This is a genomic window from Kangiella shandongensis (genome assembly GCF_020005365.1).
GTDB lineage: Bacteria > Pseudomonadota > Gammaproteobacteria > Enterobacterales > Kangiellaceae > Kangiella > Kangiella shandongensis.
Genome location: NZ_JACNML010000013.1, coordinates 40767 through 57937, shown reverse-complemented (window position 1 = coordinate 57937; position 17171 = coordinate 40767). Strand labels below are relative to the sequence as shown.

11 protein-coding genes are annotated in these 17171 nt (G+C 46.8%); 7 read left to right on the top strand and 4 right to left on the bottom strand.

What is annotated here, in order from left to right; all coding sequences use genetic code 11:
• Nucleotides 1-296 precede the first annotated feature (296 nt).
• A complete protein-coding gene (locus H7708_RS12770; RefSeq protein WP_223671250.1) occupies nt 297-2519 on the top strand; it encodes a PKD domain-containing protein in 2223 nt (740 codons plus the stop codon).
• Nucleotides 2520-2565: 46 nt separating this feature from the next.
• Here the strand turns inward: H7708_RS12770 and H7708_RS12765 are convergent, their stop codons facing one another.
• Together H7708_RS12765 and yihA are read right to left on the bottom strand one after the other, a co-directional pair.
• Nucleotides 2566-3438, bottom strand: a complete 873-nt coding sequence (locus tag H7708_RS12765; RefSeq protein WP_223671249.1) for a tetratricopeptide repeat protein — start codon at nt 3436-3438, stop codon at nt 2566-2568.
• 5 nt (nt 3439-3443) lie between these two features.
• Nucleotides 3444-4094: a ribosome biogenesis GTP-binding protein YihA/YsxC gene (yihA, locus tag H7708_RS12760; RefSeq protein ID WP_407929746.1), complete on the bottom strand. Its 651-nt coding sequence runs from the start codon at nt 4092-4094 to the stop codon at nt 3444-3446.
• 98 nt (nt 4095-4192) lie between these two features.
• Between yihA and H7708_RS12755 the strand changes: the two genes are divergently transcribed.
• Together H7708_RS12755 and H7708_RS12750 are read left to right on the top strand one after the other, a co-directional pair.
• On the top strand, nt 4193-4810 hold the full coding sequence (locus H7708_RS12755) for a c-type cytochrome (RefSeq protein WP_223671248.1): 618 nt from the start codon (nt 4193-4195) through the stop codon (nt 4808-4810).
• A 115-nt stretch (nt 4811-4925) separates the two neighbouring features.
• The gene (locus tag H7708_RS12750; RefSeq protein ID WP_223671247.1) at nt 4926-5507 is read left to right on the top strand and encodes a DsbA family protein; all 582 of its coding nucleotides are present in this window, start codon (nt 4926-4928) and stop codon (nt 5505-5507) included.
• Nucleotides 5508-5511: 4 nt separating this feature from the next.
• Here H7708_RS12750 and H7708_RS12745 read toward each other — a convergent pair whose 3' ends face one another.
• Nucleotides 5512-6330 (bottom strand): DUF599 domain-containing protein, encoded by an 819-nt coding sequence (locus tag H7708_RS12745; RefSeq protein ID WP_223671246.1) that lies wholly within the window; start codon nt 6328-6330, stop codon nt 5512-5514.
• 10 nt (nt 6331-6340) lie between these two features.
• Here H7708_RS12745 and H7708_RS12740 point away from each other — a divergent pair, with 10 nt between their 5' ends.
• A complete protein-coding gene (locus tag H7708_RS12740; protein ID WP_223671245.1) occupies nt 6341-8407 on the top strand; it encodes a thioredoxin domain-containing protein in 2067 nt (688 codons plus the stop codon).
• Here the strand turns inward: H7708_RS12740 and elbB are convergent, their stop codons facing one another.
• Nucleotides 8408-9064 (bottom strand): isoprenoid biosynthesis glyoxalase ElbB, encoded by a 657-nt coding sequence (gene elbB / locus H7708_RS12735; RefSeq protein WP_223671244.1) that lies wholly within the window; start codon nt 9062-9064, stop codon nt 8408-8410.
• A gap of 146 nt (nt 9065-9210) precedes the next feature.
• Here elbB and H7708_RS12730 point away from each other — a divergent pair, with 146 nt between their 5' ends.
• The 3 genes from H7708_RS12730 to gap all read left to right on the top strand — a co-directional run bounded on the left by H7708_RS12730 (nt 9211) and on the right by gap (nt 17058).
• Nucleotides 9211-13770 (top strand): EAL domain-containing protein, encoded by a 4560-nt coding sequence (locus H7708_RS12730; protein ID WP_223671243.1) that lies wholly within the window; start codon nt 9211-9213, stop codon nt 13768-13770.
• 146 nt (nt 13771-13916) lie between these two features.
• A complete protein-coding gene (gene tkt, locus H7708_RS12725) occupies nt 13917-15953 on the top strand; it encodes a transketolase (RefSeq protein WP_223671242.1) in 2037 nt (678 codons plus the stop codon).
• 103 nt (nt 15954-16056) lie between these two features.
• Nucleotides 16057-17058: a type I glyceraldehyde-3-phosphate dehydrogenase gene (gene gap, locus H7708_RS12720; RefSeq protein ID WP_223671241.1), complete on the top strand. Its 1002-nt coding sequence runs from the start codon at nt 16057-16059 to the stop codon at nt 17056-17058.
• Nucleotides 17059-17171: the final 113 nt, after the last annotated feature.

Below are 17171 nucleotides of genomic sequence, written 5' to 3'. Positions count from 1 at the left end.
CTTTACACAACCTTACAAAATTCTTGAAACAAACCATCTATACGAGGGTCTATGTTACTGAGCACAATGAAGTGCTCCCCGCGACTCCCTCCTTTCAGCGGGACTTTGCAATTCGGCCTCCCCAAGCTGGATTGCGTATTTGGGGTGGTGCCTATGTTCCCTCAGGCCACCCCTTTTTTTATATCTGTATGTTTTTTATTTAGTCCGTTCAAAATTTGAACTAGTTATAATTTCTCATTTCGGTTAATATACCGCGCGAAAAATTATATTAACGACAAATCATAAAGGACAAAATAATGAATAAAGGCATTTCGCGTTTTCTATCATTATCTTTTTTAGCGCTAACTGTGGCAGCCTGCTCGGGTGGGGGCTCTGACGATTCTGAGCCGACCAACCAGAAACCAACAGCCGATGCTGGTCAAGATCTGACCGTTGATGAACAAACAGAAGTTACAGTAGAGGGCTCTGGTTCAGACAGCGATGGTTCTGTCTCAAGCTACAGCTGGGCTCAGACTTCTGGTGAGGCTGTAGAGCTTGCTGCAGCGGATACTGCAAATTTAACGTTCACTGCTCCTGTGGCTAAGACTGAACTAACCTTAGAATTCGAATTAATTGTTGAAGATAACGAAGGTGCAACGGCTAAAGATACAGTGCAAGTTGTTGTATCACCGGTTAATGAAGAGAAGCTTACCATGCGGGGATTTGCTACGGAGGAACCGATAGCAAATGCAGAAATTAGCATCACAGTTTTCGGCCAAGACTTCTCAACTACCGCAGGCTCCGATGGTCAGTATGAACTTACTATTGAGTTTGATGAAGATGCTGATACAGATAATGAGTTCGCTATTCTTTCTGCTAAAGGAGTGGGAGCACAGGGCTTTGTTAGCCTCAAGTCGGCAATTGGTAGTGTTTCAGCTCTAGTGGATAGTGCTGGTAGCGATAGTGTTGTAACCAGTGATGAGTACCTGCCACTTGAGATTTCGGAAACAGCGACAGCGATGCTTGCATTAGCGACCATCAATAACGGTAATCAATTGCCAGCTGATAGAGCAACTTACCAAGCCAGCCTAAAAAATTATTCTGGTTATGACATTGTAAGCTTAGCAGCAGGAATTAAGTTGATTGTTGAACAGTCAGATACCAACCCAGAGTTTGAGTTGCCAGCGGGCACTGCTACGACATGGGAGTTGGCTTCTAGTGAGTTTATGGCCAGAGAGTTTTTAGCAGAGATAAAAGACTCATATGGATCAGACTTTAACACTGCGAGTTCAACAATTATTGAGCAGTTAAGAAATCGTAACACCTACTCAGAGCAACCATCTTTTTATGCACCCTTGACCGGTGCTTTGAACTACGCTGCTCAAAAAATAGATTTTGATAATAACCAATATCTGGATGAAACTGTTGTTCAGGGAGCTTATGCAACCATAGTGGATGGGAAGATAAATGCCGAGCTTGAAGAAAAGACCATTACTGAATCAGCGGTAATGAAAGATGTCGGTGGCTTTGATGCTCAGTTTATAAAGCATAAAGTCTATAGCAGCAAGGAGTATGATCTGGTCCAATCTTTTGCTACTTTCGACTTGGTTATAGTTCGTACGATCGGATACTACCACTACGAAAGTTCATTGTATCCAAATTACTATCCAGATGAGCCATTTGATACTTCAGGATTGGCTTTAATGGCAAAAACATTGAAACCTGCGGAGTTGAGTGAGACGCCTGGCACGATGATGCTTCCACTTAATGCGGAAATGCTACATGAGTTAGTTACTTACAATACATCTTATGGTGACTTGTATAATGATATTACAAAGGAAGCTGGTAGCTTTACACTGAACGAGAATGGCACGGTTACAGATACTCATTCAGAGTTAGGTAGTGGGAGCTGGGGAATTAATAATAACTCTAATTTGGTACTGAATTTAGCAAATGCAGTCATTACTATTGAAAAGTACCGTGACGATTTTGTCGGTGTAACAATAAATGCTATAGGCGGTGATTTTCTTGGTTTCATAACTGGGTATACAGGTAAAAGAAACCAATCTACACTTTGGACCGAGGAAGAAGTTATCGGATTCTATGATCTTCCTTACGAGATAACAAGAGATGAACTTTCATTTGTCTTGCATTTAAAAGCTGGTGGTGCAGGAGACTGGATCAGAGGGCACGACAATAACGGCAATGGGATTGCTGAAGCGGATGAGTATAAGAAGGATCCGCTTTTATGGCATCTTGAGGATGGATTGCTAATTGTTGAGCGATACACAGACTTAAGCTTTAACGGATGTTTACCGGATGCAGGAAACCCTGACTGTTTCTTACTAAATCGCAGAGAGATCGACTTATTTAAAATTGAAGAAGATAGAGTCTATGTGACAAATAATCACAAATTTAACTATCATCCATTATTTGAGGGTGAAGTTAGCGAGGAGCTCAAAGAGGTATGGAGTTTTGAGATGTTATCAACCAGGTACTGGAATAAGTACTCTGAATTCCCTTTGGAACTCGATTTGTAAAATAAAAAAGCCAGCATTTAGCTGGCTTTTTTATTAGATATTAGAATCAAACCTGAGGCATGAGTGCTTCGAACTCTTCCAGTTTATGTAGGTCTTCGAAAGCAGGCTCTCGTTCTAATTCGTCGGCTAGTTTGGGCGCCTTTTCTATGGCAATTTTGATATCGCTGATCGCTTCCTGCACAGCACCGTTGGCAGCATTGGCACAGGCGCGTTGCCAGTAGGCCAAACCATACTCTTCATCCTGTTCAATCGCACGATTGGCAAGGCTGAAGGCCCATTCGTAATCACCCAGTTCATAAGCGGCATCGGCTTTATAGATCAGCGCTTCAATATCTTCGGGGTTGATGGCCAGAATTTCGTCGTATAGTTTTATTTTCTGGTGCATGTTGGTTTCGAGACCCGCCCGCATCCAGATCGAGTGGATTTCGTTGGCTTTGGATATGTCTTCCTGAGCATCGATAATTTCCTGCGAGCGACGCTTCACTTTATTTTCAAGCTCGAGCAACCTGTCTTCGTACTCGCTGGTTAGTTCATTGATTTTGGTTTCCACGACTTCATTGAGTTTGCTCTTGACGTCACGCATGGAGCGCCAACCCATAATCACCAGAATAGACGCAGCGGTGGTGATGATAATGAACATATTGTTCAGTGTATCGGCGGTATAGCGAACGGCGCGATCGGTCGCATCGAGACGGGCGTGCGCGACCTTTTCTTCAATATCGGCACGTAAAGCCTGTTGATCCTGACGCACGGACTTTAACTCATCCAGTATATAGCGCTCGATGAGCGGTTGATAATTACTGGTTTTTTGTAAAGCGGGTTCTTGTTGCTTTGGCTGCTCTTGTTCAGCGGCATAAGAGGCTGCGCTAAAAAAGATCACAAATACTGTCAGTACAGTTTGTAGAAATTGTTTTATCATTGAGTTCAGTCCTCTTGCTCGATGCTTGGCTCAGCACTAGCGTACCACGCATCCAGTTTGGCTAAAAGTTGGTCAAGGCCATGCTTTTTGGTGGCTGAGAAGGCCTGAACCGTCGCTTCCGGGTGAATGGTCTCTAACTGCTTTTTGCACTGCATCAGAGCTTTGGACTTGGCGCCCTGTTTAAGTTTATCCGCTTTACTCAATAAACAATGCACGGGGAGTCCGACTTCATGTGCCCAGGCGAGGATTTGCTGATCGGTTTCTTTAAGAAAGTGGCGAATATCCATCAGTAAAATGAGGCCCTGCAAACACCGGCGCTCTTGTAGGTAACGGGACAGTTCTTCCTGCCATAATTGCTTGGTGGATTCTGAGACTTTGGCGTAGCCGTAGCCAGGAAGATCGATCAGGCGCGCACTATCGGTCAGGGTAAAAACGTTAATCAGCTGTGTTCTCCCTGGCGTCTTACTGGTTCGGGCCAAGCTTTTTTGCTGGGTCAGAGCATTAAGGGCGCTGGATTTACCAGCGTTGGAACGACCAGCGAAAGCAACTTCGATGCCTTCGTCTGTGGGTAACTGAGCCAGTTTTGCTGCCCCAAGTAAATATTTAGCCTGTTGATAATGCATAAAAATGGATTTTTTGCCTTTGGATATTGGCATTTTAACGGTTAGTTCCCTATAATTCACCGAGCTTTTCGATTTATTTTGTCAGCGGCTGATGAGTCGCAGATATTTTTTATATTTTAGTAGGTAACCGAATGAGAAAGTTAGCTATTTTTGCTTTTGTTTTTATGGCGTGGAGTGCTCCTGGAGTAGCAGGTGATGCTGCTAAAGGTGCTGAATTAGCATCAACTTGTGCAGCGTGTCATGGTCAGGACGGCAACAGTGGTAATCCAATGTGGCCGAAACTGGCTGGACAAAGTGAAAAGTACCTTGAGAAACAAATTTCCGACTTTAGAGCGGGTGCGAAAGATCAAAGTCAGGGCCGTTTCGATCCTTCAATGGCTCCTATGGTTCAAAATTTGAGTGATGAAGACATTGCTGATCTGTCGGCGTACTTTGCCTCACAGGAAACTCAACTGGGTGCAGTCAATAAAGAGTTCCTGGAGTTGGGTAAGAAAGTTTATTTCCAGGGCGATGCCGAGCGTAAGGTTCCAGCTTGTAGTGCATGCCACGGTGCCACTGGTCAAGGGTTGAACTTGGCGGGCTACCCTAGCCTCTCTGGTCAGCATCCTGACTATACTATCAAACAGTTAAAAGCCTTCTCACACGGTGAGCGTAATAATGACGCTAACGCTATCATGCGTGATATTGCTATCCGTATGTCGGATCAGCAAATCGAAGCAGTAGCCCACTTTGTGTTGGGTTTACACTAATTGACTTGCAACTGACGCAAGGTTCAGGGTAAAAAGGCGACTTAAGGGTCGCCTTTTTTGTGTCAGTAGTTGGCACTTTTAGCAGGTTCAGCTCGATTTTATAGGAATTAGGTCAATGTATAAGTTATTAATGGTTCTGATGTTTACTTGGGTATCGATGGTGCACTCTGCCGAGTATCAGCAGGGTAAGGATTATTGGGAAATCAAGCAGGTAGAAGGTGTCCCTATAGCTGAAGATGAGAATTTATTTTTTACCTGGCTTGGCTGTGATTCGTGCCGTCAAATAGAAGCAGAACTATCACAGCAGTTGGAAGGCTTTGAAGTTGTTCCTTTAATTGCAAGACAGGATTGGCGTCCGGCGGCTAAAGTATTTTACGTGATGCGTATGTTGGAGGGGGAGCCGAATGCCGAGCTGAAGTTAAAGCAGCTGGTGGATGCAGGAACCTTGGATCCGCGGGATCAACAGGCGCTGTTTGAAGCCGTTATTGAGCTGGGCTACGACAAAGAGGCGGTCAGCGAGCTGTTGGAAGACAGTGCATTATATGAGCGGATCGAGCAGGCAGAAGCCCTGGCCGAACATTACGGTATTCAATATGCGCCGACGGTTGTGGTTAAAGGACGCTACGCCACCGATGCACGTCATACCATGACTATCAAAAAGTTTGGTCAAGTCCTCGATCACCTACGTTCATTATAACCCATTACCCGTTATCGCTTAGCTGCTTTTCATTGGAATGATGGCTGGCATTGTACAAGGCGGCCAAGGTCGCCGAATGAAATTCGCGACGGTAAAGCACGGCAACGACAATAGTGGATGCGATAATAAAAACGATGGGGTTAAAGAACCAGCCGAGGGTTGCTAAAGCGAAGGTATAGGCTCTTAGACCATAGTTAAAGGAATGGGAGGCGCGACCTAATAGCCAGTTGGTTTGTTTGATATAGTTCTCCCGGTCTTTTAGAGGGTCGTCCAGATCTGGGGCCGAGCCAAATAGCACGATAGCAAAATTGTATTGCCGCATGGACCAGGTAAATTTAAAGAATGCATAGGCAAAGCTTATTACCAGAATCAGAATCTTCAGCTCCCAGGCTGCTCTGGAATCAATCTCAATCCACGGCAGCGCCTCCAGCAGTGGAATCGCCTTGTCGGTGGAGCCTAGAACCGTTAACAGGCCGGCGATAATAAAGATCGTGGTCGAGGCGAAGAAAGTGACATTACGCTGCAAGATCCCAATGCTGCTGATATCCGGCATACGCATTTCACGTTTCAACATACGCTCGAGCCATTCCACCCGATTGCCTTCGAGCTGATTGGCGATGGTTGAGGTACTTTTTTGTTTATAGCGAGCAAAATAGGTATAACCGATCCAGCTGGCAAGAAACCAGATAAAAGCGATCCAGTCGAGAAGTGGCATGAAGGACAGTGTCATAGCGATATTATCGAACCTTGCGGTTGCATTCCTTGGGTTAAAAGTGCCATGCTTTGGGTTGTAATACAAGCGAATCTTATTTATCAAGTTCATAAGGGTAAGTATGCAAAACAAGCTGAGTCAGGCCAGTAGTCCCTATTTATTACAGCACCAGGATAATCCGGTCCATTGGCAGCAATGGAGCGACAATGTATTGGCTTTGGCGAAGGAGCAGGACAAGCCGATACTACTCTCAGTCGGATATTCGTCATGTCACTGGTGTCACGTCATGGCGCACGAATCGTTTGAAGATAATGACGTGGCCAGTGTTATGAACGAGCACTTCATTAATATTAAGGTGGACCGTGAGGAGCGTCCGGATCTGGATAAAACCTACCAGCTGGCGCACCAGCTTCTGAACCGGCAGGCTGGAGGTTGGCCCCTGACCGCCGTACTGGATCCGCAAACTCTGGTACCTTTTTTCAGCGGTACCTATTTCCCGAAAGAGGCTAAGTTTGGCCTGCCGCCCTTTACCGAGCTGTTGCAGAAAATCAGTGAAATCTTTGAACAGCGACGGGGTGATATCGAAGAGCAGAACGAGCGACTGACCCAGGCCCTGCAAACCATTGCAGGAGGCTCAAGTAAGAGTGATGGGCCGGTTGAGTCGTTAGCATCAGCGTTGCTGGAGAGCATAATGCAACGAGCGGATAAACGTTATGGAGGTATGGAAGGCGCACCAAAGTTTCCTCAGGTGGCAATTTGGGAGGGCCTGCTCACACTGCTGCCCAGTCGCTCATTAGGCTCGGAGCAAAGGCAAGCGGCAGAAGCTGCTTTGCAGAGAACTCTAGATGGGATAACGCGTTACGGCTTATTCGATCACCTCGGAGGTGGCTTTTTCCGATACTGCGTAGATGAGCGCTGGGAGATACCACACTTTGAAAAAATGCTGTATGACAATGGTCAGTTGCTGAGCTTGATCTCACAGGCTGGGCATCATTTTGCTAATGGCGACCTGATGCAAAGTGTCGAACTGACGCTGACCTGGTTGCTGGAACAGATGCAGGCACCTGAAGGCGGTTTCTATTCGGCGTTGGATGCTGATAGTCAGGATGATGAGGGACGAAGTCGGGAAGGAGCATATTATTGCTGGCAGCAGCAGGAGCTTGAGCCGCTGGGAGCTGAAGAGCAGGACTTCGCTCGAGCATATTATGGGTTAGATGAAGCGGCCAATTTTGAAGGGCAATGGCACCTGGTCACGCGGCAGCACTGGCGTCAGGTAGCACAAGAAAAAGGTGTTCATGATAAGCAGGCGCCAATATTGATGGAGTCGGCCAGACAACAACTGAAACTGTTACGTGATAAGCGACCGTTACCGTTTCGGGACGACAAGCTTTTGACCAGTTGGAATGCTTTGGTTTTGCAGGGGCTGCTACAGGCAAAGAAAGCAGGGAGCAAATCGGGCATCGAGGCGATGATAGAACCGTTAAAGCAGCATCTGCGTGATAATGTCTGGCACGGTAATCAGTTATATGCCTGTTATAAAGACGGTCAGTATTACCAGGAAGGATTCCTTGACGATTATGGCTATCTGGCTAAGGCCTTGCTTTTGTCGCTATCGGAGCAGTTTTCACAGTCTGACTGGAGCTGGTTAAAGCAAGTCTGTGAGGTTCTGTGGCAACAATTTGCCGATCAGAACGACGGCGGGTTCTATTTCACATCGAAAGAACACCAAGCGGTTATTACCCGGCATAAAAGTTGGAGTGATGATGCCATGCCAAGCAGTGCCTGTCAGGCGTTGCAAGCGTTATGGGTGGTCGCTGAGATGACCAACCGCACGGAATGGATAACTTTTGTCGAGAAAAGTTTACAGCTAGCTGCAAGTGAAGCAAAAGAAGCCCCACTGCAATATCCATCGGTGATCAGTTTGCTTGAGCAGTGGCAGCAAGGGCTGGAATTATGGGTTCTGCGTGGAGATACGGTGGAGATGTTGCCATGGCAGCAGTACCTGCAGACTGGACTGAACCCACAGCGGCAGGTGTTTGCTATCGAGGCTGGGGCTAATGATAAGGCGCTCGAAGTTAAGTTCCCGGCAACACAGGAGCTAACCGCTTATTGCTGCCGGGAACATCAGTGCTTCCCGCCGATAACGGACTTCGAATCACTGAAAGATCTGGTCAACGATGAAAGCTGATTAAGCCAGCATATCGGCCATCTTATCCACCAGCTTGTTGATGCCGGTGGCGGCTTCAGAAACGCTGGACGCCAGCATATAAGCCGGGGTCGTCACCAGTTTCTTGTCTTCATCGACCACAATATCTTCGACGGGACATGCAACATGGATACCGCCCATTGCTTCGATAGCGTCAGCCGTATCCTGATCTGTGCCAATAGTGAGCTTGGTGCCCCTGCCGTAGATTAAGGGCAGCATCGCTGGAGCGATACAGATAAACCCCACCGGCTTTTTCGACTCGGCGAAGCCTCGAATAAAGCGCACCAGATCCGGGTTGACCGAGCAGTCGTTGCCTTTTACCGCAAAGTCCGATAGATTTTTGGCGGCACCAAAACCACCCGGTAAGATCGCGCCGTCAAAGTCGTCGGCGTTGGCTTTGGCCAAATCTTTAATGTCGCCGCGGGCTATCCGGGCCGCTTCGACTAAGACATTACGATTTTCTCCTTCGGCAACTTCTCCCGTCAGGTGGTTTATGACGTGCATTTGTTCGATGTCAGGCGCAAAGCATTGGTAATCAAAGTGATGTCGTTCGAGAGCGAGCAAAGTTAACACACTCTCATGGATTTCAGCGCCATCAAAGACGCCGCTTCCGGATAAAACCACTGCAATTTTTTTCATGGAGGAACTCCGTAACATGAATGTTATTATCGATGATAATATAGTTATGGGAATAAATTAAGGTTCAGGATTTTGATTTTTAACGCTATTTAGTTGAAACTAATGGCCACAATAAAGTGGTAGCTAACCACGCTCTAGGATATTTAATGCTAGCGAAGCTAGGCCGACTATTATTTTCAGTCACTATCTGCATCTCACTGTGTGTGATCGGTGCTGCATCAGCGCGCATGCAATTTGCCGCCAACGCACTGCTTGAGGGAGAGTTGTCGCAAAGTACAGTGACCTCGATCGTAGAGGATGAGTACGGCTTTTTATGGATCGGTACGGCCGATGGTCTGAACCGTTTTGATGGCTATAGCGTTAAGATTTTTAACAAACAAAACAGTCAGTTACCTAATACCAGTATTCGAGATTTGGCTATCGACCAGAAGGGTGACCTGTGGATAGCCACGCAGAATGGGCTGGCACTGTTCGAGCAAAACACTGGCAAGATCATTAACTTCTACCACAATGCGCAAGAGCCTTTTTCCATAGCCGACAATTTCGTTACCAGTCTGGCGGTGGATAATGATGGTGGGGTTTGGGTCGGAACCTACAGTGGGCCATCCTACTATGACCCGGACATTAAAGGGTTTAAAACCTTGCCTATAATGAAAAGTCGACGCGTGCCAGCTTCGTTGATTGAAGTGAGTGACATGCTGGTTGATAGTCAGGAGCGAGTATGGCTGGTGACGACAGCTGGACATATCGCACGCTATAACCCAAACCTGGAACATTTTGACGTTATCGAAAATAACTTTTTGTCGGGTCTGGGAAGGGTTGACTCCATTGTAGAAAACTCCGAGGGCAAGCTGTGGCTACTGTCATCGACCATGGGCCTGGTCGAATTTGATCCCGAGGAACAAACCTACAAAACCAAGAAGCTTACGGATATTGGATTAAGTAGCAACGATTTAACGTTAAATAGCTTGTATTTCGATCGTAAGCAGCGCCTGTGGGTGGGGACCGAGTCCCATGGCTTGTATACGCTGCAGAACGGCAAGGTGATTGACCAACATATCTACGGCAAGCCGGGCGCCGTGGGCAGTAATAATATCAACGTGCTCTATCAGGATAGTAGCGATATTTTATGGATAGGTTCCTCTTCTTATTTAAACAAGATCAACCCCAATGCCATTAAATTTAATCACATTGATCACACTCCCAGCGAGCAGGGGGCTTTAGCAGGCGATGTGACCTACTCGTTGCTGGCTACCGACTACGATCATCTGCTCGTCGGCAGTGACACCAGCGGCTTGACAGTGTTGAAGCGAAAAGCTGACGGTGCTGAGGTCGTGGATGTGACGTTACCTGACAGGCTGAAAGGTAAGAATATCAATCGATTACTGTCAATTGGCGCAGGCCGACATTGGCTCATCGCTGAACAGTCAGTTTGGATTTTTGATGAATTAAAACTCAGTTTTGAATTGGCCTACCAGTCGAATGAACCGCGTGAACGCTTTCTCACGGCCCATTACGATGGGCAATACTTATGGCTGGGAACGACCACGGGGCTGCGGCGACTGAATGCCGATAACTCATTAAAAAAATACCAGCTGGTTGATATTGATTACCACCGGGATAATCGCATCAATGTGCTGATCCCTGACGACAAAAACTCGGATTACTTTTGGCTTGGTTCAGCGAGCGGCGTTTATCGTTTCAGTAAGGAGAATGAAGCCTTTATCTCATTGGATAACCTTTTTACTGATTTGCCAGCGGAAGCTCATGATCCTATTTTTAGTTTAGTTATTGATGATGCATCGCGTTTGTGGATCGGAACCTATGGCAGCGGTTTGGTGGTGGTTGACTTAATTAGTCAGGAAGCGACCATAATTAATAACGCCATCAGCAATTTGCATGAAACCGTCTATTCGTTACTGAAAGACTCTTCCGGAAGTATTTGGGCAGGGACGGGCGGTGGGCTTTACCGTATCGATCCAACCGATTTCGGCTTGTCTCACTTTTCCATTACCGAAGATCAGCCCATTATAGAATTTAATACGGGCGCCACCTCGAAAGATCGGTTGGGTAACCTCTATTTTGGTGGCATGAATGGGGTGATTTATTTCAACCCACAGGCTTATACTAAAGACAGTAAAGCTCCCGCACCTGTTATCACGGATATATTAGTGAACAATAACTCGATTGTGGTCGGCGAAGAATATCGTAAACGACTACAAAAGCCAGCTAATATCGCCGAGAAGGTGGTGATATATCCAGAAGACACGGCAGTAAGCTTCGATTTTTCAGGGTTTAATTATACCGATCCCTGGAGTAACCGCTTTCGTTATAAACTTGAAGGCTATGACACAAATTGGACAGAAACGGATGCACAAAGCCGCCGGGTGACGTACACCAATCTGAAACCGGGCACCTATCAGTTTAAGGTCAATGCGGCGAATAAAGGTGGTTTGTGGAGTGAGCAGCCTGCAGAGATCATGGTGGAAGTCAAAAATCTGGCCTGGTTGTCACCTCTGGCTTACACTATTTATGGCTTCATACTGGGACTGATTATTCTGGCCTTTTCTTATCTGATTTGGTCTCGAATGCGTGAGCGTCAATTTGCCGCGCAACAACTGGCTGAAAGTGAAGAGCGGTTGAAATTATCCTTATGGGGCAGCGGCGATGAACTGTGGGATTGGCAGATCAACACAGGCGCTCTGCATCTATCTAATGAGTGGCCTTATGACTTCCCTCGAGACGGCATTCGCAGTGGCTACTCGATGGCTAACTCAAATATCCACCCTAATGATTTGCCGTATGTGAAGCAGGCGCTTAATGCGCATCTGGCTGGTAAGTCACTGCACTTTGAAAGCACCTATCGTATCAGTAATGAGCAAGGAAGCTGGATCTGGGTGCTCGATCGCGGCAAGGTGGTGTCGCGGGACAGTGAAAACAAACCACTGCGTATGGCCGGTACGCTCAAAAACATCAGTGATCTTAAAGATACTGAGCAGCAATTGAGTATGGTAGTGAAGTCGTTCGATAATATTTCAGACGGTGTCTGGATTTTGGATGAAGACTATAATTATATCGCGGTGAATAAGGCTTACACCAAGATTACGGGTTACGAGTCGGTAGAGGTTATCGGGAGACCAATCCGAGACTCTGCAATTGTGAATGCGCCGGATAATTTTATTGAGGACTTAAGAGATATCCTGGCTAAGGAAGGCAGTTGGAGCGGGGAGCTGGAAGCTGTTCGAAAAAATGGGCAGGCCTACCCGATCGAGATTAATATTGACGTTGTGCGCGACAGCGATGGCAATATTATCAATTATGTTGGCGTGTTCTCAGACATTACCTTCCGTAAAAAGGCAGAAAAAGAGTTGCGACGGTTAGCTACGGTGGATCAGCTAACCGGCCTACGTAATCGAAACAGCTTTAAACAGCGTTTCGAAGAAATTCTGGCCTTATCTTCGGAAAACAATCAGCATGCTCTGTTGTTTATTGATCTGGATAACTTTAAGCGAATTAATGACTCGCTGGGGCACGGGGTTGGTGACGAATTGTTAACATCGGTAGCCAAGGCATTACTCGAAATCACATCGGATAATCAGGGTATCGTAGCGCGCCTTGGCGGGGATGAGTTTACAGTAGTGCTAACCGATGTTGATACCTGGAGCCAGCCGGCCAAGTATGCGCAGGCCATTCTGGAATATTTCTCGAGGCCGCTTAAACTGTCAAACGCTGAAGTGGTGGTCTCTCCCAGTATCGGTATCGTCATGTACCCGGAAAATGGTGAGAGTGCTGAAGAGTTGTTGAAAAATGCCGACATGGCAATGTATTACGCCAAGAAAAAAGGCAAGAACACCTATCAGTTCTATACCCGGCAAATGAATGAGCAGGCACAGTTACGCATTAATCTGGAAAATGAGTTGCGACAGGCCATTGAAAAAGATGAGTTTGTTGTTTTCTACCAGCCGAAAGTGAGTTTGAAAACTGGGAAGATCACCAGTATGGAAGCGCTGGTCCGCTGGCGTAACCCAAATCGTGGTCTGGTCATGCCGGGAGAGTTCATTCCTTTAGCAGAAGAGGCTGGATTTATTATTCCTATCAGTCAGAAAGTTATCGAAAAGGCCTGCCTGCAGCTGAAGGACTGGAAGAATCGTGGCATTTATGACGGAAAGGTCGCGGTTAATCTGTCAGCAGTACAGTTTTATCACGAGAATCTATGGGAAACGGTTAAGAACGCACTGCATATTGCCAAAGTGGATGCCTCGGCGCTCGAATTTGAAATTACCGAGGGAATGGTTATGCAGGACTTATCACACTCGATCCAGCAGATGAGAACGCTAAAGGAGATGGGGATCAGTCTGGCACTGGATGATTTCGGTGTGGGTTACTCGTCGCTGGGTAACCTCAAAGATTTTCCGATCGATACGCTGAAAATTGATCGTTCCTTTGTCTGGGATCTGGAGGACTCCGATCGAGACCAGAAGTTAGTCGCTTCCATTGTGACCTTGGCTCATAACCTGGGGATTAAAGTGGTGGCAGAAGGTGTCGAAACCGTCGTTCAGGTGGAATCATTACGAGCGATGAACTGCGAAGAAATCCAGGGTTTCATCTTCAGTAAACCGGTTCCACCGTGGGAAATGGAAGCCATGCTGACCGATCCCGATGTCAATTTAGATACCGTTTTGTGTGAGCTGCAAGAAGAGGAATAGGGAAAAACGAAGCTTCTGCAGCGAACGCCAGTAAAAAATCGTGAATTTGAATAAAAAACAGCCAATTTATTTGATTGGCTGTGCGCGGTTTGAGACAATAAGCGCCCTAAAAATTGCTGGCCCTACTCACATCATTAGGAGATTCGATGTCCACTTCTGGTAATGACACGCCAAGTCGTTTTCAATTAGCTAACGCAATCCGTGCTTTAAGCATGGACGCGGTCCAAAAAGCCAAGTCAGGACATCCTGGCGCTCCCATGGGGATGGCTGATATCGCTCAAGTTCTTTGGGGCGACTATTTAAAACACAATCCAACCAACCCAGACTGGGTTAATCGTGATCGTTTTGTAATGTCGAACGGTCATGGTTCCATGCTGGTTTACTCACTGCTGCATTTATCAGGTTACAATGTCAGCCTTGATGATATTAAGAATTTCAGACAGTTACACTCGAAAACTCCGGGCCATCCTGAGTACGGCTATACGCCTGGCGTTGAAACCACGACAGGTCCACTGGGACAGGGTATTGCCAATGCTGTGGGCTTCGCTATTGCTGAGAAAACCTTAGCAGCGCAATTTAACCGCCCTGGGCACGATATCGTCGATCACTTCACTTATGTTTTTATGGGTGATGGTTGCATGATGGAAGGTATCTCTCATGAAGTCTGCTCGTTGGCCGGTACGCTTGGCCTGGGTAAATTGATTGCATTCTGGGACGACAACGGCATCTCGATCGATGGTGACGTCGATGGCTGGTTCTCCGACGATACCCCTAAGCGCTTTGAGTCGTATGGCTGGCAGGTGATTTCCGATGTTGATGGCCACGATCCTGAAGCGATTAAGAATGCTATTGAAGAGGCTCGCGGGGATAGTGAGCGTCCGACATTAATCTGCTGTAAAACCGTGATTGGCTTTGGTTCACCGAATAAGCAAGGTAAAGAATCGTGTCATGGCGCGCCATTAGGTGATGACGAGATCGAGTTGGCTCGTAAAGAATTGAACTGGCCTCACGCGGCTTTTGAAGTGCCACAAGATATTGCCGATGCCTGGGACAAGAGAGATGCCGGACAAAAGTTGCAGAGCGACTGGGATCAGAAATTTATTGCTTACCGTGAAGCGCACCCCGAGCTGGCCGATGAGCTTAAGCGTCGTTTGGATAAGCGTTTACCGAACAACTTTACTGAAGAAGCACAGAAATACATTAAACAACTACAGGCTGAAGGCCCTACGGTCGCGAGCCGTAAAGCTTCACAAATGGCACTTAATGCTTATGCGCCATTGTTACCGGAAATGCTGGGTGGCTCGGCCGACTTGGCGGGCTCTAATCTGACCATTAATGAACAGTCAAAAGCCATTACGGCGAAAGATGCCAGCGGAAACTACCTGTATTATGGGGTCCGTGAATTTGGTATGTGTGCCATCATGAATGGTATGGCGTTACATGGTGGTTTAATGCCGTACGGTGGTACCTTCCTGATTTTCATGGAGTACGCCCGTAACGCGGTTCGCATGGCAGCCCTGATGAAGCAGCAGGCCATTTATGTTTTCACTCACGATTCTATCGGTTTGGGTGAAGACGGCCCGACTCATCAGCCGATCGAGCAGCTAGCTAATTTACGGACTACACCAAATTGTTCGGTATGGCGTCCGTGCGATGCAGTCGAAACTGCCGTCGCGTGGAAAGCGGCGATTGTACGTCGCGATGGTCCGACAGCGCTAAGCTTAAGTCGCCAGGGGTTACCGCATCAGGAGCGTGATCAGCAGCAGTTAACTGACGTTGCGAAGGGTGGTTATGTTTTAGTGGATAGCGAAGAAAAGCCTGAGTTGATTCTGATCGCAACCGGTTCTGAGGTAGCGTTAGCGGTAGAAGTCGCTGCTAGCTTAAAAGCGAAAGGTAAACAGGTTCGCGTCGTTTCTATGCCATCGACAGATACATTCGATGTACAGGAAGCAGCATATAAAGAAAGTGTATTGCCTGCTGATGTGCCTGCCCGTATCGCGATTGAAGCGGCTATCGCTGATTACTGGTACAAATATGTTGGCCTGGAAGGGCAAATTGTTGGCATGACAAGCTTTGGTGAGTCAGCGCCGGCAGGTGATTTATTTGAGCATTTCGGTTTTACAGTAGAAAACGTAACTGCTGTAGCGGAAGACATGTTAGACGAAGGTGGCTTACTGGATTAATCATAACGAGTAGGGAAGCACCCATGACGACCCTGTTATGGAGCTGACCTGCTTAATGTGGTTACAAAATAAGCCCTAAAGACTGCAAATTTTGGAGAAGCAAATGACAGTTAAAGTAGCAATTAATGGTTATGGTCGTATTGGTCGTACAGCGTTACGTGCAATTTATGAACACGGTTACCGTGATCGTATTGAAGTAGTTGCCATCAACTCTTCACACCCAGCGGAAACTACAAAGCACTTAACGAAATACGATACCACTCACGGTCGTTTTAACGCTGACGTTTCAACCGACGGCGAATACCTTATCGTCAACGGCGATAAAATTAAGTTGTACGCAGAACGTAACCCAGAGTTAATTCCTTGGGGCGATCAGGATGTGGACGTCGTATTTGAGTGTACTGGTGTGTTTAAAGATCAGGCCGGAGCCTCAAAGCACTTCAAAGGCGGCGCTAAAAAAGTACTTATTTCAGCACCAGGCGCAGCCGATGTTGATGCAACTGTAGTATTCGGTGTTAACGATGACATCTTAAAGCCAGAGCATCGCGTAGTTTCAAATGCATCATGCACAACAAACTGCTTGGCTCCACTGGCGAAAGTATTAAACGATAGCGTTGGTATCGAGTCAGGCTTGGTTAACACCATTCATGCCTATACTAACGATCAGAAGTTAATCGATAACCAGCACAAAGACCTGCGTCGTGCTCGTGCAGCAGCGCAAAGCATTATCCCAACAAAAACAGGTGCTGCAAAAGCCGTTGGTTTAGTACTTCCAGAATTGAACGGTAAGATGGACGGTTTCGCTATGCGCGTACCAACCATTAACGTATCGTGCGTTGATCTGACGTTCAAGGCGGGGCGCGATACCAGCGTAGAAGAAATTAACGAAATCGTTAAGAAAGCAGCAGATGGTCACGTCCTGTGCTATAACGACGAACCACTGGTTTCAATCGACTTTAATCATAGCCCAGCATCGTCAACGTTCGATGAAGGCCAGACTCGTGTTATGGGTGGCAACTTAGTAAAAGTAGTGACCTGGTATGATAACGAGTGGGGTTTCTCGAACCGTATGTTAGATGTTGCAATAAAAATGATGTCCGTCTAGCGGCCTTTCTTCCGTTATACGGTGTTGCTTAGTGTTTTTAACTCATTGGTGTATTAGTCATACACGTCATTCGTTAAAAACACTAAGCGCCTTGTCTAACAAAAGAAATTCTC